At 72.7% G+C, this 17,035-nt stretch carries 16 protein-coding genes; 7 read left to right on the top strand and 9 right to left on the bottom strand.

What is annotated here, in order from left to right; translation table 11 throughout:
• Positions 1-48: 48 nt before the first annotated feature.
• Positions 49-1,065, bottom strand: a complete 1,017-nt coding sequence (locus ABD343_RS11970) for an NAD(P)-dependent oxidoreductase (RefSeq protein ID WP_344527036.1) — start codon at positions 1,063-1,065, stop codon at positions 49-51.
• 31 nt (positions 1,066-1,096) lie between these two features.
• Positions 1,097-2,626: an FGGY family carbohydrate kinase gene (locus ABD343_RS11965; RefSeq protein WP_344527034.1), complete on the bottom strand. Its 1,530-nt coding sequence runs from the start codon at positions 2,624-2,626 to the stop codon at positions 1,097-1,099.
• Between the two features lie 185 nt (positions 2,627-2,811).
• On the opposite strand from ABD343_RS11965, the gene ABD343_RS11960 reads away from it, so the two are divergent.
• From ABD343_RS11960 to ABD343_RS11945, 4 genes are all read left to right on the top strand, one after another.
• Positions 2,812-4,254 carry an MFS transporter gene (locus ABD343_RS11960; RefSeq protein ID WP_344527032.1) on the top strand — a complete coding sequence of 481 codons (1,443 nt, stop codon included), beginning with the start codon at positions 2,812-2,814 and terminating at the stop codon, positions 4,252-4,254.
• Positions 4,187-5,089 (top strand): sugar-binding transcriptional regulator, encoded by a 903-nt coding sequence (locus tag ABD343_RS11955; protein ID WP_344527030.1) that lies wholly within the window; start codon positions 4,187-4,189, stop codon positions 5,087-5,089. The genes ABD343_RS11960 and ABD343_RS11955 overlap by 68 nt, the downstream gene beginning before the upstream one ends.
• Positions 5,076-5,711: a class II aldolase/adducin family protein gene (locus tag ABD343_RS11950; RefSeq protein ID WP_344527028.1), complete on the top strand. Its 636-nt coding sequence runs from the start codon at positions 5,076-5,078 to the stop codon at positions 5,709-5,711. Before ABD343_RS11955 ends, ABD343_RS11950 begins: the two co-directional genes overlap by 14 nt.
• A 275-nt stretch (positions 5,712-5,986) precedes the next feature.
• Positions 5,987-7,501 (top strand): histidine kinase N-terminal domain-containing protein, encoded by a 1,515-nt coding sequence (locus ABD343_RS11945; RefSeq protein WP_344528523.1) that lies wholly within the window; start codon positions 5,987-5,989, stop codon positions 7,499-7,501.
• A 106-nt stretch (positions 7,502-7,607) separates the two neighbouring features.
• Here the strand turns inward: ABD343_RS11945 and ABD343_RS11940 are convergent, their stop codons facing one another.
• Positions 7,608-7,871 (bottom strand): WhiB family transcriptional regulator, encoded by a 264-nt coding sequence (locus tag ABD343_RS11940; protein WP_016469673.1) that lies wholly within the window; start codon positions 7,869-7,871, stop codon positions 7,608-7,610.
• A 314-nt stretch (positions 7,872-8,185) separates the two neighbouring features.
• Positions 8,186-9,154, bottom strand: a complete 969-nt coding sequence (locus tag ABD343_RS11935) for a diacylglycerol/lipid kinase family protein (RefSeq protein ID WP_344527026.1) — start codon at positions 9,152-9,154, stop codon at positions 8,186-8,188.
• A 58-nt stretch (positions 9,155-9,212) separates the two neighbouring features.
• Here ABD343_RS11935 and ABD343_RS11930 point away from each other — a divergent pair, with 58 nt between their 5' ends.
• Positions 9,213-9,620: a hypothetical protein gene (locus ABD343_RS11930; RefSeq protein ID WP_344527024.1), complete on the top strand. Its 408-nt coding sequence runs from the start codon at positions 9,213-9,215 to the stop codon at positions 9,618-9,620.
• 18 nt (positions 9,621-9,638) lie between these two features.
• Here ABD343_RS11930 and ABD343_RS11925 read toward each other — a convergent pair whose 3' ends face one another.
• From ABD343_RS11925 to ABD343_RS11905, 5 genes are all read right to left on the bottom strand, one after another.
• Entirely contained in the window at positions 9,639-10,574 is a 936-nt protein-coding gene (locus ABD343_RS11925) for an RNA polymerase sigma factor SigF (RefSeq protein WP_344528521.1), read from the bottom strand.
• A 20-nt stretch (positions 10,575-10,594) separates the two neighbouring features.
• On the bottom strand, positions 10,595-11,008 hold the full coding sequence (locus ABD343_RS11920; RefSeq protein ID WP_344527022.1) for an ATP-binding protein: 414 nt from the start codon (positions 11,006-11,008) through the stop codon (positions 10,595-10,597).
• Positions 11,009-11,483: 475 nt separating this feature from the next.
• Positions 11,484-12,386 carry a 1-aminocyclopropane-1-carboxylate deaminase/D-cysteine desulfhydrase gene (locus ABD343_RS11915; protein ID WP_344527020.1) on the bottom strand — a complete coding sequence of 301 codons (903 nt, stop codon included), beginning with the start codon at positions 12,384-12,386 and terminating at the stop codon, positions 11,484-11,486.
• A 98-nt stretch (positions 12,387-12,484) separates the two neighbouring features.
• Positions 12,485-13,075: an N-acetylmuramoyl-L-alanine amidase gene (locus tag ABD343_RS11910; RefSeq protein WP_344527018.1), complete on the bottom strand. Its 591-nt coding sequence runs from the start codon at positions 13,073-13,075 to the stop codon at positions 12,485-12,487.
• Positions 13,076-13,161: 86 nt separating this feature from the next.
• Positions 13,162-14,715, bottom strand: a complete 1,554-nt coding sequence (locus ABD343_RS11905; protein ID WP_344527016.1) for an NsdA family TPR-like regulatory protein — start codon at positions 14,713-14,715, stop codon at positions 13,162-13,164.
• Positions 14,716-14,944: 229 nt separating this feature from the next.
• On the opposite strand from ABD343_RS11905, the gene ABD343_RS11900 reads away from it, so the two are divergent.
• Both ABD343_RS11900 and ABD343_RS11895 read left to right on the top strand, forming a co-directional pair.
• Entirely contained in the window at positions 14,945-16,324 is a 1,380-nt protein-coding gene (locus ABD343_RS11900) for an NsdA family TPR-like regulatory protein (RefSeq protein ID WP_344527014.1), read from the top strand.
• A gap of 106 nt (positions 16,325-16,430) precedes the next feature.
• Positions 16,431-16,961, top strand: coding sequence for an NUDIX hydrolase (locus tag ABD343_RS11895; protein WP_344527012.1), 531 nt, complete (start codon positions 16,431-16,433; stop codon positions 16,959-16,961).
• Positions 16,962-17,035 lie beyond the last annotated feature (74 nt).

The raw sequence follows: 17,035 nt of genomic DNA, 5'->3' as shown, positions 1-17,035 counted from the left end.
CGAAGCACAGCGAGGGGCGACCCCTGCCCGGCACGGCGGGGCGCACCGTCAACGGTCCGCGTAGACACCGGGGTTCGCGACAGCGGCCGGTCGCCGCCCCGCGGCCCAGGCGCGGAGCGCCTCCGCCGCCATCCGCGAGTGCACGGCGATCACGTCATCGGACGCGCCCCCGATGTGGGGGGTCATCGTCACGTTCGGCAGCGAGAACAGCGGGTGGTCCGGACGCGGCGGTTCCGTCCAGAAGACGTCGAGGCCCGCACCGGCGAGGTGCCCGTCGCGCAGCGCACGGATCAGCGGGCCCTCCTCCACGACCGCGGCGCGCCCCGCGTTGACCAGGTACGAGCCCGGCCGCATCAGGGCGATCTCGCGGGCCCCGATCAGCCCGATCGTCGACTCCGCGAGCGGCACGTGGACGCTCACCACGTCCGAGCGCTCCAGCAGCGCGTCCAGCTCGACCACGCGCGCCTCGTCCCCGAACGCGCCGGGCTCCAGGTACGGGTCGTACACCAGGACGTGCATGCCGAAGGCCCGCGCGCGGGCGAGGACGCGCCGCCCGACGGCGCCGCCGCCGAGGATGCCCAGCGTGAGCCCGTTCAGCCCGCGCCCCCGGAAGAGCCGGTAGGGGGCGAAGACGTCGTCCTCCGTCCAGTTGCCCGCCCGCATCCACGCCTCGGCGCGCGAGGTGTTGCGCAGCGTGGCCAGCAGCAGCGTGAAGGCGAGGTCGGCGGTGACGTCCGCGTTGCGGCCCGGGGTCGTCGCGACCGGTATGCCGCGCGCGGTGCAGGCGTCGAGGTCGATGTTGACGGGGGCGGCGCGGCACGAGACCGCGAAGCGCAGTCGGGGCGCGGCGGCGAGGGCCGCCGCGTCGAGCCGGTCCAGCTCGCAGACGACGGCGTCGGCGGAGGCGAGCGCGTCACCCGGCTCCGTCGCCTCGGCCAGCGAACGGCCGCTCGTGGACGGCGATGTGACGGTCACCTCGAAGTCCCGTTCCAGCTCCTTCGCGACGGCGCCGTCGAAGGCGGCGGTCACCAGCACGCGGGGACGGTCGGGCATCGGTGCGGTCATCAGGGGTTCCTCTTCTCTCTCACAGGTACGGTCACGCCCACCGCCGCAGCTCCCGCAGCGCGGGCCAGCGGGGGCGCAGCGCGTCCCGTACGGCCGTGAACGTCTCGGACTGCGCGGCGTGGAGCCCGGCGACGGCCGGGTCGGGGGTGAAGACGTCGGCGTCGCCGAGCAGCGCGGAGGCCGAGGCGACGGGCCCGCCGCCCTCGACGGCGGCGAGCGCGAGGGCCGCGGCGCCGCGGGTGCCGACCTCCTGCGCGAGCGGCCGTTCGACGGTGCCGCCGGTGACGTCGGCGAGGATCTGGCAGAGCAGGTCGCTGGCGGCGCCGCCGCAGACGCGGAGGGTGCCGGTGTGCCGCAGCGCGGCCCGGCACTCGCGCAGGTTGAGCGCGATGCCCTCGTAGACGGCGCGCAGGAGCTGGCCCCTGGTCGTCCGGTTGGACATCCCCAGCCAGGCGGCCGAGGCGTGGACGTCGTTGAACGGGGCGCGCTCGCCCGCCTCCGCGCCGTACGGCAGATAGAGCACGCCGCCCGCACCGGCGGGCACGGCGCGCGCCTCGGCCTCGACCGCGTCCCAGTGGTCGGCGGTCGCGTCGGCGGCCCCGCCGGAGGCGCCACGCAGCAGCGCCTCGCGCGCCCAGGTGAGGTTCGGCGAGCCGGACATGGGGGCCAGGCACTCCAGCACCTGGCCGTCGAAGCCGGTGGCGAGGCAGATGCCCTCGGAGGCCGTCAGCTCGTCGGCGCTCGCGCGGGTCACGCCGAGGAAGGCGGTGGTGCCGATGATCGCGTACGCCTCGCCGGGGGAGACGGCGCCGGTCCCGGCGCCCGCCGTCGCGGTGTCCATCATCCCGGTGGCCACGGGCGTCCCGGCGGGGATCCCGAGCAGGGCCGCGGCCTCGCCGGTCAGCGGGCGGTGCGCGTCGGCCGGGACGACGGGCGGCAGCAAGTGCGCGAAGCGCCGGTGGCCCAGCCGGTCGATCAGCTCGTCGGAGTACCGCCCGGTGCGGATGTCGAGGTACGTGCGGGACGCCTCGGTCGCGTCGGTCTCCAGCACGCCGGTGAGCCGCAGCCGGATCCAGTCCTTGCAGTTGGCCTGGTGGCGGGCGCGTTCCAGCAGTTCGGGCCGGGTCGCGGCCAGCTCCTCCAGCAGCGGGGGCAGGGCGCCGGGGAAGACGGACGAGCCCGTCACGGCGCGGACGGCGGCGGCGCGTCCGTCGGCCTCCCACGCCCGTACGCGCTCCGTGGCGCGGCTGTCCAGCCAGAGCAGCGCCGGGCCGACCGGCCGGTGGTCCCGGCCGAGCAGCCAGGCGCCGTCGCCCTGCCCGGTCAGCCCGATCGCCCGTACGGTGACGGGCCCCGCCTGCTCCAGCGCGGCGGTGGCCGTGCGGACGACCGCGTGCCAGACCTCGTCCATCGACTGCTCGGCGTGGCCGCGCTCCGGGCGCTCGACCCCGACGGAGGCGCGGGCGGTGGCCAGCTCGCGGCCGTCGGTGGTCAGCACGGTGGTCTTCACCGCGGTCGTGCCCGCGTCGATGCCGATCAGCGCGCTCTCAGGTGGCGTCATGACACTCTCCGACTGAACATTGGTGCACAGCATTGTGCGAACGTTCGCAATGTAAGTCGAGGGAGATCGAGGGTCAACTCTTGACAGGTGCCCCGGGCGGGCCGACTCTGGGCGGCCCATAGTGCACATGCCTGAACAAAAGTTCACCGGTGAGGTGCGGCCCGGACTCAAAGGAGAGTGCCCTCATGTCGTCGATGTCCGTCTGGCTCGCCCGTCAGGGGATCGTGCGTCCCCTGGCGTGGGGCTATCTGGCGCTGCTGCTGTTCATGGTCGGCGACGGCGTCGAGCTGGGCTTCCTCGCGCCCTATCTGGAGTCCCGCGGCTTCGCCGCGTCCGACGTCGCGACGCTGGTGAGCGTGTACGGGATCGTGGTCGCCGTCGCCGCCTGGCTCGCGGGCGCGCTCGCCGAGGCGTGGGGCCCGCGGCGGGTGATGGCCCTCGGCTTCGCGATCTGGGCCGCCTTCGAGGTGGTCTTCCTCGCGCTGGGCGTGATGGCGGGCAACTACCCGGTCATGCTGGTCAGTTACGGGATCCGTGGCCTTGGCTACCCGTTCTTCGCCTACGGCTTCCTCGTGTGGGTGACCATGGCGACGCCCAAGGAGGTCATCGGCCGGGCGGTCGGCTGGTACTGGTTCGCGAGCACCGCCGGGCTCGGCGTCGTCAGCTCGTACTTCGCGGGCGCCGTCATCCCCGTCGTGGGCGAGCTGGTCACCCTGTGGATATCGCTGGCCTTCATCCTCGCGGGCGGCCTGATCCTCTTCTTCCTGGTCCGCGCCCGGTCGCGGGGCGCGGGGGAGGGTGCGGGCGCCGCGGCCAACCTGCGCCAGGTGGTCAAGGGGCTCACAGTGGTGAAGACCCACCCCAAGGTCGGCATCGGCGGCGTGGTGCGGATCATCAACACGCTCTGCTTCTACGCGTTCCCGGTCTTCGTCGCCTCCCACATGGTCCACGACGTGGGCTTCTCGCTGCCGCAGTGGCAGACGATCTGGGGCACGATGCTCTTCGCCAACATCATCGGCAACGTCCTCTCCGGCTACCTCGGCGACCGGATCGGCCAGATCAACGTCGTCGCCTGGATCGGCGGCGTGGGCTGCGTGATCGCGGTGCTCGCGATGTACTACGTGCCCGAGTGGCTCGGCCCGAACTTCGCCGCGGCCATGGCCGTCGCCATCGTCCTCGGCCTCGCCATGGCGGCGTACGTCCCGCTCAGCGCGATCGTGCCGCTCCTCGCGCCCAGCCAGAAGGCCGCGGCCGTCGCGATCCTCAACCTCGGCGCGGGCCTGAGCAACGCGGCCGGTCCCGTGCTCGCCCGGGTCTTCCTCGGCCCGCTCGGCGTCGGCGGCCTGATGTGGCTGCTCGCGGCGGTCTACGCGGCGGGCATCGGCCTGACCCTGCTGCTGCGGGACGGTGGGCGCGCACGCGGCGAGGGCGACGCTTGTCCTCCGGAGGGCCAGGAAGGCATGATGGGTGAACGAATGCTCGCGAGTGAGAACGGAAGTTCACCGCATGGAGGCCAAGGAGCTGCAGGGGCGGGTAGCCCGGCTGCACTATCAGCACGGGATGACGCACCACGAGATCGGCGCGCTACTGGGGCTCTCGCGCGTGAAGGTGACCCGGCTGCTGGCTGAGGCCCGCCGCTCCGGGATCGTCGAGATCCGCATCCACAGCCCCAGCACCCCGTTCGGCGACCTGGAGGCGGCCCTGGCGGCCCGGTTCGGCCTGGAGCAGGTCTGGGTCGCCCCCAGCTTCGCCGACGCCGACCGTACGTACGACGCGGTGGGCATGGCCGGGGCCGAGGCCCTCTCCGCGCTGGTCCCCCGGGCCACCACGGTCGCGGTCGGCCTCTCCTCCGCGGTCGCCGCCACCCTGCCGCACGTACGGCCGGAGCCCGTGCCCGGGCTCGGCTTCGTGCCCCTCGCGGGGAGCTGGGGCGGGGTCTCGCGGGGCATCAGCCCGCACGAGCTGGTCCTGCGGCTCGGGGCCTCCTTCGAGGCCGAGACCTACCATCTGCCCGCGCCGATCCTCGCCTCGTCCCCCGAGATGGGCCGCGCCCTGCGGGCCGACCCCGGGGTCCGCGAGACGCTGCGCCGCGCGGCCGAGGCCGACCTCCTGGTGGCCGGGGTCGGCGGCATGACCGGCAGCTCCGGGCTGCTGCTCGACCGGCTCAGCGACCGGGAGCGGGCGGAGCTGGACGGGGCGGGCGCCGTCGGCGACATCTCGGGCCGCTTCTTCGGCCCGGACGGCACCTCCGTCACCGGCGAGGTGGACGAGCGGGTCGTCGGCCTCGCCCTCACCGAACTGACCGCCATCCCGCAGCGGGTGGGGATCTCCTTCGGCCCGCAGAAGGCGGGCGCCCTCCGGGCGGCGCTCCGCCACGGCCTCGTGAACATGGCGGTGACCGACGTCGAGACGGCGCGGGCACTGCTCCAGGACGAGAAAGAGAGTGACGATGAAGCACCCTGAGACGACGGACGGCCTGATCGAGCAGCTCATCGACGTCGGCCGTACGGCCGTGACGCGCGGCTTCGTGCTCGCCAGCGGCGGCAACCTGTCCGCCCGGCTGCCCGGCTCCGACACGTACGTCGTCACCGGCTCCGGCACCTGGCTGGACCGGCTCACGCCCGAGGACTTCACGGTGATGAACCTCGACGGGGAGATCGTCGGCGGCAGTTCGAAGCCCTCCAGCGAGTGGAAGCTGCACCAGCGCACGTACCGGGTGCGCGAGGACGTGAACGCGATCGTGCACATCCACCCCCAGCACGCCGTCCTCGTCGACGCGCTCGGCCACGAGATCCGGCTGCTCACCCTCGACCACGCGGTCTACGTCCGCTCCTACGGCCGCACCCCGTTCCACCCCAACGGCTCCGACGAGCTGGCCGACACCGCGGCGGAGCAGGCCAGGGAGCACAACTGCGTCGTGCTGGCCCACCACGGCTGCTCGGCTCTGGGGGAGGACATCGGCATGGCGTTCCGCCGGGCGATGAACCTGGAGGAGGCCGCGACGGCGACCTACCGCGCGCTGACGCTGGGGGACACGAAGACGACGTTCCCGATGACGGCGGACGAGGCGATACAGCACGCCTGACGGCCCTCGCACGGATCCGGGAAACACTACGGGCCGCGGCGCCGGGGCGGGACCCTCAACCCGCCCGGCGCTGCGGCCCGGAGCTTCAAGACCCCGGCGCGGTCAGGGCAGAGAGCGCCGTGAGCCTCGTTCCGGCCTCCTGTGCGGGGAGGCCAGAAGCATTCCCAGGAATTGTGGACTAGACCACAGGTTCCTGTCTACGCCTGCGCCGACCGTACTCGAAGGAGCGGTCGAACGCGCCGGAAATCGGCCGGTAGGCTCGCTCCGTGCCCTCCATGAACGACCTCGTACGCCAGCACACCGCCCTGTCGGACACCGACCTGGAGTGGCTGCACCTGCTGGTCTCCGAGTGGCAGCTCCTCGCCGACCTCTCCTTCGCCGACCTCGTCCTGTGGGTCCCCACCCTGGACGGGACGCGCTATGTCTCCGTCGCACAGATGCGCCCCAACACCGGGCCCACCTCGCACCAGGACGACATGGTCGGCCACCTCGTCCCGCGCGGCCGCCGCCCCCTGCTCGACGCCGCGCTCGACGAGGGCCGCATCGTGCGCGAGGGCGACCCCGAGTGGCGCGAGGAGGTGCCGGTCCGCGTCGAGTCGATCCCCGTCCGCCGCGAGGGCCGGGTGCTGGGCGTCATCGCCCGCAACACCAATCTGCTGACCGTCCGCACGCCCAGCCGCCTGGAGCTGACCTACCTCCAGAGCGCCTCGGACCTCGCACAGATGATCGCCGCGGGCTCCTTCCCGTTCTACGGCCACCAGGTCGACATGGACCACGTCCCGCGCGTCGGCGACGGCCTGATCCGGCTCGACGCCGACGGCGTCGTGCAGTACGCGAGCCCCAACGCCCTGTCCGCCTACCACCGGCTCGGCCTCGCCACCGACCTCGTCGGGCTGCACCTGGGGGAGGCGACCACCGAACTCGCCCCGTCCAAGGGTCCGGTGGACGAGGCGCTGGTCAAGCTCGCCAGCGGCTGGGCCCCGCGCGGCGCGGAGGTCGAGGCCAACGACTGCGTCGTGCAGTTGCGCGCGATCCCCCTCAAGCCCAAGGGCACGCGCATCGGTTCGCTGATCCTGCTGCGCGACATCACCGAGGTCCGGCGCCGCGAACGCGAGCTGATCACCAAGGACGCCACCATCCGGGAGATCCACCACCGGGTGAAGAACAACCTCCAGACCGTCGCCGCGCTGCTCCGCCTCCAGGCCCGCCGCATGGACTCCGACCGGGGCAAGGACGCGCTCAACGAGGCCGTGCGCAGGGTCGGTTCGATCGCGATCGTGCACGAGACGCTCTCCCAGAACCTCGACGAGCGCGTGGAGTTCGACGAGATCGCCGACCGCGTCCTCGCGATGGTCGCGGAGATCTCCCCGGGCCGCGTCACGGGACGGCGCACCGGGCGCTTCGGCATCCTCGGCGCCGAGATCGCCACCCCGCTCTCGATGGTGCTCACCGAGGTCCTGCAGAACGCGATGGAGCACGGCTTCGGCGCGGACGAGCAGGGCTCGATCGAGGTGCACGCGGTACGGGGAGGGGGCTCGGGCCACGAGGAGGCCCGGCTGCTCGTCACGGTCCAGGACAACGGCCGCGGCCTGCCCGAGGGCTTCGACCCGCACAGCGCGGGCAACCTCGGCCTCCAGATCGTACGGACGCTGGTGGAGGGCGAGTTGAGCGGCAGCTTCGACATGCAGCCGGCGCCCGGGGGCGGCACACGCGTGCTGTTCGACCTGCCGGTGGAGACGGAGAAGCGGGAGCGCGAGCGGAACGAGCGGGAAGGGCGCGAACAGCGCTGAGCCCCGGTCCCGTCGACGGTTTCGTCGCGGACCGGGGCTCGGCCAGGGTCACTGCGCGCTGCGGCTCGGGGGGCAGCTAGGTGACAGGGCTGTGCGTCAGCGTCGCTCAGGCGGTCGCGGCGTTGTTCCGCGCCCGGTTGCGGGCGGCGCGGCGCTTCATCGCGCGGCGCTCGTCCTCGCTGAGGCCACCCCAGACACCGGAGTCCTGACCGGACTCCAGGGCCCACTGCAGGCACTGCTCCATGACGGGGCAGCGGCGGCAGACGGCCTTGGCTTCCTCGATCTGCAGCAGCGCGGGACCGGTGTTGCCGATGGGGAAGAACAGCTCGGGGTCTTCCTCGCGGCAAACGGCGTGGTGACGCCAGTCCATGGCTGCTACCTCTCCTCGTGTGTGGGCTCAGTTGCTTGTGAATGTGAACGCTTTCACGAATCCCTCCGCAGGGGAAGAGGGAGCCCATGACTGTGATGGGTTCCACTGATCTAAGAGGAGGATTCGGACTCTCAAGGGGGCCTGAAGAGCGGCCGTCCCGATCGCCATGAAGAGACTCGCAAACCTCGGCGACGGATACAACCCCTTCCGGAAAGTTTTTTTGGAATCCTTGGTGTCGACTAGCTCACAGCCGTCATTCCAGTGGGTGGATCCTGGTCTAAACGTTCGAGTAGAAGGACTTTAGGCCCTTCGGCTTACACAATCACACGCAGTGCACGGCGAACGCCTGTGAAGTTCACGCTGGTACGCAGTCCCAGGTGGTCACCGTCCATCTGAAAGGGCAGTGGCACCTGCGATTGCAAGGTGAAGTCCGTCAGATCGTGCAGCGTGACCGCGTGCTTACCGCGAGGTCCCTTCTCGGGCGACGAGGCGAGGAGCTGAGTGCCGTAACGGCTGACGGCGGCGGGGGTCATCCGCGAGAGTCCCAGCACGTCGAGGGCGGTGTCGAAGGAGGCCTCGGGGGCCGCGTACAGGGGCTTGTTGCCGAGGAACGACCAGGGCGCGGTGTTGCAGATTATCGAGAGGACCAGGTCCTCGACGGGGTCCTCGCCGGGGCGACTCAGCGTGATCGTCCCCCTACTGCGGTGCTGCTCGCCGAGGAACTGCCGGACCACCTGTCGTACGTACAGCGCGTGCGTCGAACGCTTGCCCCGCTCCCGCTGCTGCTCGACCCGGCCGACGACGCCCGCGTCGAAGCCGAAGCCCGCGGCGAAGGTGAACCAGCGCGGGGGCGTCCCCGCGTCGTCCGTGCCCGGCACGCCGCTCGCCAGGCCCAGGCCCACCGTGCGCTCGCTGCCGGCCTCCAGGGCGTCCAGCAGCGCGCCGGTGGCCTCCACGACGTCGTTGGGCAGCCCGAGGGCTCGCGCGAAGACGTTGGTCGAACCGCCGGGGACCACCGCGAGGCGGGGGAGGGACTCCGGATCAGGGCCGTCGTGCAGCAGCCCGTTCACGACCTCGTTGACCGTGCCGTCGCCGCCGAGCGCGATGACGATCTCGGTCTCGCCGCTCTCCGCCGCGCGCCGCGCGAGGTCGCGGGCATGGCCGCGGTACTCCGTGGTCGCGACCTCCAGCTTGAGGTCGCTCGCGAGCGCGTGCGTGAGCACGTCACGGGTCCGCGCACTGGTGGTGGTTGCCGCCGGGTTGACCACGAGGAGCGCACGCATGGGGTGAGGGTACCTACCGGGCCGTACGGTGGCACAGGCCCGGGGCTAGGCTTCCCCCGTGAGTACCGCGAGGGAGACGTCCAGGCCGCGCAGGATCACCGCGGCGGCGCTGGTGACCGGAGCCGAGGGACTGGTGGTGGCGGGCTTCGGCGTCGTCTCGCTGGTGAAGCTGATCACGGACAAGCCCGACGGGATGACGCAGGCCGTCACCCTGTCCGTGACCGTGCTGGCGCTGGCGGTGCTGCCGCTGGCGGCCGCGCGCGGGCTGTGGCTGTGCCGCCGCTGGAGCCGCGGCCCCTCGATGATCGTGCAGCTCCTCGCCCTGCCGGTCGCCTGGCAACTGCTGCAGAACGGCGGGATCTACGCGGCCCTCGCCGCCGTCCTGGCCGTCGCGGCGGTCGGGGTGCTGGCCTGCCTGATCAACCCGACCGCGACCGAGGCGCTGGGCATCGGCCCCCGGGCCTGAGCCCGGGGGCCGGTCCCCTCACTCCTCGACGAGCAGGCGGTCGCGGAGCTGGGCCAGGGTTCTGGCCAGAAGGCGGGAGACGTGCATCTGGGAGATGCCGACCTCCTGGGCGATCTGCGACTGCGTCATGTTGCCGAAGAAGCGCAGCAGCAGGATCTTCTTCTCGCGCGGCGGCAGCTCCTCCAGCAGCGGCTTGAGGGACTCGCGGTACTCGACGCCCTCCAGCGCGTCGTCCTCGGCGCCGAGGGTGTCGGCGACCGCCGGGGACTCGTCGTCGGTGTCCGGGACGTCGAGCGAGAGCGTGCTGTACGCGTTCGCCGACTCCAGGCCCTCCAGGACCTCTTCCTCGGAGATCGACAGGCGCTGCGCCAGCTCGTGCACGGTCGGGGCCCGGCCGTGCTGCTGGGACAGCTCGGCCGTCGCCGAGGTGAGGGAAAGCCGCAGCTCCTGGAGGCGGCGGGGCACGCGCACCGCCCAGCCCTTGTCGCGGAAGTGCCGCTTGATCTCGCCGACGACCGTCGGCGTCGCGTACGTCGAGAACTCGACCCCGCGCTCGGGGTCGAAGCGGTCGACGGACTTGATCAGGCCGATCGTCGCGACCTGCGTGAGGTCGTCCAGCGGCTCGCCGCGGTTGCGGAAGCGGCGGGCCAGGTGCTCCACGAGCGGCAGGTGCATCCGCACCAGATGGTTGCGCAGCTCGGCGCGCTCGGTGGAGCCGTCGGGCAGCTTGCGCAGCTCGATGAACAGTGCCCGCGCGCCGCTGCGGTCGTGCGGGTCGAACTGCCCGCCGCGTTCGCCGGGGGCGCCGCCCTGCCCGTGGATCTCCTGCTGCTGGTCCATCGCGTCCGCCCGCTCTGCCTGCTCCGGTCGCTGACTGGTGGGGTCGGCCGGGTGCGGCCGGGCCTGCTGCTCAGGAATGCCCGGAGAGACCGCGCTCCGGCGGTCTGCCCACATCTCCCGCGCCTCGTGCTCGGTCACGACGCTCCGGGGCCCGCACCGCGCTTCTTGTGCAGGCTGATGCTGACCGTACGGTCGTCCGACACTGCCGAATCCACCTCTCCCGCCAGGGCCGAGAGCACCGTCCAGGCGAAGGTGTCGCGCTCGGGTGCGCGGCCGTCGGTCGTCGGAGCCGAGACCGTCACGCGGAGCGAGTCGCCCACGAGCTTGAAGAGACAACTGAGCACGGAGCCGGGGACCGCCTGCTGGAGCAGGATCGCGCACGCCTCGTCCACGGCGATCCGCAGATCCTCGATCTCGTCGAGGGTGAAGTCCAAGCGGGCCGCGAGACCGGCGGTGGCCGTCCGCAGCACCGACAGATAGGCACCCGCCGCCGGCAGCCGGACCTCCACGAAGTCCTGCGCCGCGGGCTCGCCTGCGATCTGGGACACCCTCACCTCCAAGGTGACACGTGCCGGTTGGGCCTGTCGTGGGCCGAAGCGGCTGTTGGTTCGTTTCGCCAGCGACGCTATCGCGATCCGTGTCACGATGCCGCACGCATGGATCTATGCCGCCTCATCCCGTGAGTGTCACCCATAGTAAACATATGGGCACTGTACGTGGCTAGGGGTTGGAGCCCCCAAATCCTTGGTGATTACGCTCCGTTGGCAAAAGCTGGGCCGCCGGTCCGTGATCCGCGGCGGTCCCGCGGCTCGCCGGGCGGGTCGTGTCTGTTCGATACCCGCCACTTGAACCGTTCATAGCCCCGTACGGTGCGGAATCGCACAAGGGCTGAAAGCCGTTCCCGGCGCGGGGGAGTGCGGCCGAGATCGTCACTCTCAGTCAACGGCTCGGCGGAGCGCGGAAGTTGATGACGACACAGAGTAGTCAATTTGCTCACTTTCCGTGACCCCTTCGAGGGGTCGGCTAGCCCGTGATGACGGCCGTCACCGTGCTGCCCCGGTCGAACGCGCCCTCGGACACGAGGACCGTCAGTCCGTACAGCAGCTTCGCCACATAGACGCGGTCGAGCCGGGCGAGGCCGTGGCGCCCGGCGAAGTCCGCCGCGAACTCCTCCAGCTCGGGGCTCGTGCGCGCGTATCCCCCGCCGTGGAAGCGGTCGTCCAGCCACCAGTCGCCCCGCACCTGTCCGAACGCCTCGCGCTGGAGCCGCCGCACCTCCCCGGTCAGGAAGCCGCCCTTCAGCACCGGAATGCCGAGACCCCGCTGACCTGGGGCGAGGCCCGCCGCCATGCCCGCGAAGGTGCCGCCCGTGCCGCAGGCGACGGCCGCCACGTCCGTCAGCCCGCGCAGCTCGCGGCCCAGCTCCGCGCAGTGCCGTACGGCCGCCCCGTCGCTGCCGCCCTCGGGGACGAGGAGGCAGGGCCCGAACCGCTCCCTCAGCTCCTCCTGCCACGCGGGATCGGTCCGGCGACGGTAGTCGGCGCGCGGGACGAAGTGCAGCCGCATGCCGTCGGCCGCGCACCGCGCGAGCGACGGATTCAGCTCCCGGTCCGCCAGCTCCTCGCCCCGTACGACCCCGATCGTGCGCAGCCCCAGCAGCCGTCCGGCGGCCGCCGTGGCACGCAGATGGTTCGAATAGGCACCGCCGAACGTCAGCAGCGCGGTGCCGCGTTCCCGGGCTCCGGAGGCGAGGGCCTCGCGGAGCGCGGGGGCGAGTTTGCGCCATTTGTTGCCGACCAGTTCGGGGTGGATCAGGTCGTCCCGCTTCAGCAGCAGGCGCACGCCCCGCCGCGCGAAGCGCGCGTCCGCCGCCTCTTCGAGAGGTGACGGGAGGCGCGCGGCGAGCGCGTCGGGCAGGGGAGGCACCCCGCCATTGTGCGTGCCGCGGCGCGGGTGGCGCCCGGCCGGGGCCGCCGGCCCGGCCGGGCGCTCCCCCGTCCGTCATCCCGTCCTCGCTCAGCCGGTCACTTGAGCCGGTCCGCGATGCGCTCGCGCAGCGCGTCCATGGTGAAGCCGCGCGGGTCCGACTTCTGGTCGGTCCACTCCAGGTGGCCGACGACCGAGCGCGCGCCCCACCCGTGGTGGCGGCACAGGGCCGCCGCGGCGCGCTCGATCGCGTCGAGCTGCTCCTCGGGCCAGGGGTCCTCGCCGTCGCCGAGGTTCTCGCACTCGAAGCCGTAGAAGTACCGGTTGCCGTCCGTGTTCCGCTCGTTCGGCGTGGGCAGGCCGCGCTCGGCGATGACGGCGCGCAGCACGTCGTCGTCGCCGAGACCGGCGTGGTTGGCGCGGCCGTGGCCCGTCAGGTGCACGGTGCCGTCCTTGGTGATGCAGCCGTGCGAGAGGGGGCCCGGCAGGTCGGCCCGGCCGTCGTAGATCAGGTCGACGGTCTCCTTCGAGCCGCTGGTCACGGTGTGGTGGATCATGACGCCGTGCACCGGGCCCCAGGGGCCCTTGTGATTGCGGTTGTGGTTGCGCCAGTCGCGCACCTCCTCGACGCGCACGCCCTCCTTCTTGAGAGCGGCGACGAAGGCGGTCGCGGTGATGGGAGTGGCCATCCTCGTCCCCCGTATCGTGTGGTGTCCGTTGTCGGCGTGCGGAGTTGTACCGCGGTGCAGGCTGTTTACCCCGTCCGGGGGCGGTTCTAGTCGAACCGCGCACCGCTCGCCAGGGGGTTCGTGTGTGCGAGCAGTGACTGCACGCACCGCTCCCGGGCGTACGGGCGCAGCAGCGCCGGCATGCGCGCGCGGGCCTCGCGCACGCGTCCGGAGCGGACCAGCGCGCAGTCCTCCAGGAAGCCCTTCCACGAGCCGCACGCCTCCTCCAGCCGCCCGCAGGACAGCAGCAGTTCGGCCAGCTCGGCCTGGCACAGCGCCCGCGAGCGCCGCTCGGCCGCCGGACGGGAACGCAGCGAGGAGCGAAGGTCGCCGATGGCGCCGCTGCGGTCACCGAGGGCCGCGCGCACCTGGCTCGACTGGTAGAGCAGCGCCGCGTCCTGGTACGAGCCGACCGGCTCGCCGCCGGGGCTGCGCGGCCCCGTCGTGAGGTCCGCGGGGGCGCGGGCCAACTGGTGCTCGGCGCTGCGCAGCGCGTCCATCGCCCGCTCGCGGTCGCCGAGGCCGGCCCGGGCGACCGCGAGCCCCGCGTACAGGAACGCGCGCGCCGAGGGGTCGGCGCCCGCGGGCGCGGCGCCGCACGCGGCCTCCGCCAGCGCGAGGCTCTCGCGCGGATGCCCGAGCTGATGCGCCTGGGAGCTGAGCGCCCGCCGCGCGAGCGCGACGCCCTCCGGGTCGTCGCCCTCCGCCGCGAGTTCGGCCGCGGTGAGGAACGCGCGCTGCGCCAGGCCGTGCCGCCCCTCGTCCGCGTAGACCCGCGCGAGCAGGAAGCTGAGCCGCGCGGCGCCGGCCAGCATGCCGCGGTGGTGGGCGCTGTCGCCGCCGGAGCGCAACGTCCGCACGAGGCCCGAGAGATACGCGGCGAGCGAGGTGCGGATGTGGCCGCCGCCGTGCCGGTCCGCCTGGAGCGCGAAGAAGCGCGCGTGCTCGTGCACCGAGGCGACCTCACCCTCGCCCGGCGGACGGGCCCCGGGCACGCCCGTCGCCGCGGGCTGCCCCCGCCCGCGTCCGGCCCGGCTGGGGAGGGGAGACCGGGCCGGACGGGGCTGCTGCGCGGGCTCGCTGAGGAGCCTCAGCCGGTAGGGCGCCGGGGGCGGGGCGTCGGCGCGCGGTGCGGGGACGACGGGCGCCGTGAGCGCCGTGAGGCGGTCGGCGGGGTGCACGGGGGCGGCCGGTCCGGACGGATCGCCGCCCTCCGCCCCCTCGTCGTCGGAGGGGGCGCCGCGCGGCGCCCGGTGGGGGCGCTGCCCGCGCCGGTCGCGCTGCCCCGCGGCCGTACGGGCGGAGCGCATGCCCAGCTCCGCGACCGTGACCGGGCGGCCGAGCCGCCGGGAGAGGGCCTCGGCGATGAGGCGCTGCACGCGGGGATCGGGACGACTGCCGCGTAACCAGTGCGCGACGGAGGTCCGGTCGTACCGGAGATGTATGCCCACCTCGGCGCCGACACGAGTAATGGCGTGCGCGAACGCCGCCTGCGTCCACTCGGTCTCCTCCAGGAGCGCACGCAGCGTGTGATTGGCGGGGCGGTTGCGGGCCCGGGTGCGGTGAGGCGCCTGGGCACTCGTGGGGTCAGCGGGACACATGGCGGTCACCGGGCCGGAGTTGGATGGGGTCGTTCATGGGTCTTCCTCTCTCTGCGTGTCTCTTCGTGTGCCGTACGTGGCGATCCGTACGCGCCACCCCTTAGGCAAGCGCATGCGGAACCTGCGCGGGAGCATGTGCCGAACGCACGCGTACGTGGTGCATTCACACCCCGTGTGAAACCGGGTCCGTTACTCTGCGAAACAACACGACGGACGACCGGAGGGCGGCATGGAGCCCAACAGTCAACTGGACGCGCTGCTTGACCAGGCGGGAATGTCCCGGTCCGGTCTCGCGACGCGGATCAATCGATTAGGAAACGAAGCGGGGATCACCCTGCGTTACGATCACACGGCCGTCGCGCGCTGGCTCAAAGGGCAGCGTCCGCGCGGCCGGGTGCCCGAGTTGATCTGCGAGATCCTCGGCGGGCGGCTGAGCCGCACCCTCACCCTCGACGACATCGGCATGGCGGCCCCGGCCGCGCGCCAGGGCGCCCTGGCGGTGCCGCAGGACGTGGGCGCGACGGGCCCGCGTCCGGACGACGGCGGGCTCGGCCGCTTCGTGGAGCGCGCCGCCTCCCTGTGGCGCTCGGACCAGGTGCACGACGACTGGCCGGGCCCCTCCCTCCTGACGGGGGCCGCGGCGGTCGCGCCCGTGTGGGAGTGGGAGAACCCGCCGCGGGACCTCGACGTCTCGCGCACCGGGGAGAGACGGGTGGAGGAGGCCGACGTCGCGGTGCTGCACGCGGCGCGCGGGCACTACGAGCATCTGTACCGGAACGCGGGAGGCGTGGCGACGCGCCCCCGCGTCGTCGGCTTCCTCACCGGGGAGGTCGCGCCCCTGCTGCGCGGGGGGTACGACGACGGCACCGGGCGCGAACTCTTCCGCGCCGCCGGGGCGCTGGCCGCCGTCAGCGGCATCTGCGCGTACGACACGGACGCGCAGGGGCTCGCCCAGCGCTACTTCCACCAGGCCCTGCGCCTCGGCAAGGCGTCGGGCGACCTCGTCTTCGGGGGGTACGTGGTCGCGCTGCTCGTCAACCAGGCGCTGTTCCTGGGCGACAGCAGGCACGCCCTCGCCTGCGCCGAGGCGGTCCTGCGCACCGCGGGGCCGCACGCCAGCCCCGCGCTGGCCACGGACCTGTACGCGATGCAGGCGAAGGCGTACGCCAGGATCGGCGACCGGCGCGGCGCGTACGTCTGCATGCGGCGGGCCGAGACCTACTCCGGACGTATCCGTCCCGAGGAGGAGCCCGAGGAGACCAACTACGTCCAACCGGGCCTGGTCGAGGTCCGGTTGGCCGAGGCGCTTCTCCTCCTGGGAGAGGTCGAGGAGGCCGGACGGTACGCGCGCGAGGCGGCCCGTGCGCCGGCGCACGTCCGGGGCCGGGTCAACCGGCTCGCGACCCTCACCGATGTCGAGCTGCACAGCGGAGAGGCCGAGCGCGCCGCCGCCACGGCCGCCGAAATGGTCGGTACGGCGCAGGGGATCGAGTCGCAGCGGCTGCGGGGCCGGATGCGCAGGGTCAAGCACCGCCTGGCCCAGCATCCCGGGACTCCGGCGGCCGAGGCGGCGAGGCTCATCGAGGACGCCCTGAGCGTTCCCCTCTGAGCCGGAGCAGCGCCGGGGCTCGTTCGGGTCCCCGGAGAGCCTCTGTCAGTGGGAGCGCACAACATGCTGGGATGTGCCCAACCTCCGTCAGGAAGGGGGCACATACGTGCAATGGAAGAACCTGGGTGAACACACTGTGTACGAGAACCAGTGGCTTCGGGTGAATCTGGCGGATGTAGAGCTACCGAACGGGAGACATCTCGATCACTATCTGATCCGGCTGCGCCCCGTGGCGATGGCGACGGCCGTGAACGAGCGCAACGAGGTGCTGCTGCTCTGGCGGCACCGCTTCATCACGGATAGCTGGGGGTGGGAGATCGCGGCCGGCGTGGTCGAGGACGGCGAGGAGCTCGCCGCCGCGGCGGCCCGCGAGATGGTGGAGGAGACCGGGTGGCGGCCCGGCCCCCTGGAGCATCTGATGACCGTCGAGCCCGCGAACGGGCTGACGGACGCCCGGCACCACATCTACTGGGCGCAGGACGCGACGTACCTCGGGCACCCCGAGGACGACTTCGAGTCCGACAAGCGCGAGTGGGTGCCGCTCAAGGAGACGCCGGACCTCATCGCGCGAGGCGAGGTGCCTGCCGCCAATACGGCGGCGGCGCTTTTGATGTTGTACCGCTTGCGTTTCGGCTGACCGGACGCTGACCGGACAAGGGCCCGGCCCCCCTTTCCGGGGGCCGGGCCCCTCGTTCCGGGCCGCTCGGTGCC

The organism is Streptomyces albiaxialis, assembly GCF_039530985.1.
Lineage (GTDB): Bacteria > Actinomycetota > Actinomycetes > Streptomycetales > Streptomycetaceae > Streptomyces > Streptomyces albiaxialis.
Note: the sequence above shows the minus strand (reverse complement) of the source record. Positions and strands in the feature narration are given on the sequence as shown.

Bases quoted from the DNA above. Each gene is read 5' to 3' on its own strand.
- ABD343_RS11970 (WP_344527036.1), bottom strand. From the start codon at position 1,065: ATGACCGCACCGATGCCCGACCGTCCCCGCGTGCTGGTGACCGCCGCC.
- ABD343_RS11965 (WP_344527034.1), bottom strand. From the start codon at position 2,626: ATGACGCCACCTGAGAGCGCGCTGATCGGCATCGACGCGGGCACGACC.
- ABD343_RS11960 (WP_344527032.1), top strand. From the start codon at position 2,812: ATGTCGTCGATGTCCGTCTGGCTCGCCCGTCAGGGGATCGTGCGTCCC.
- ABD343_RS11955 (WP_344527030.1), top strand. From the start codon at position 4,187: ATGACGCACCACGAGATCGGCGCGCTACTGGGGCTCTCGCGCGTGAAG.
- ABD343_RS11950 (WP_344527028.1), top strand. From the start codon at position 5,076: ATGAAGCACCCTGAGACGACGGACGGCCTGATCGAGCAGCTCATCGAC.
- ABD343_RS11945 (WP_344528523.1), top strand. From the start codon at position 5,987: ATGAACGACCTCGTACGCCAGCACACCGCCCTGTCGGACACCGACCTG.
- ABD343_RS11940 (WP_016469673.1), bottom strand. From the start codon at position 7,871: ATGGACTGGCGTCACCACGCCGTTTGCCGCGAGGAAGACCCCGAGCTG.
- ABD343_RS11935 (WP_344527026.1), bottom strand. From the start codon at position 9,154: ATGCGTGCGCTCCTCGTGGTCAACCCGGCGGCAACCACCACCAGTGCG.
- ABD343_RS11925 (WP_344528521.1), bottom strand. From the start codon at position 10,574: ATGTGGGCAGACCGCCGGAGCGCGGTCTCTCCGGGCATTCCTGAGCAG.
- ABD343_RS11910 (WP_344527018.1), bottom strand. From the start codon at position 13,075: ATGGCCACTCCCATCACCGCGACCGCCTTCGTCGCCGCTCTCAAGAAG.
- ABD343_RS11905 (WP_344527016.1), bottom strand. From the start codon at position 14,715: ATGTGTCCCGCTGACCCCACGAGTGCCCAGGCGCCTCACCGCACCCGG.
- ABD343_RS11900 (WP_344527014.1), top strand. From the start codon at position 14,945: ATGGAGCCCAACAGTCAACTGGACGCGCTGCTTGACCAGGCGGGAATG.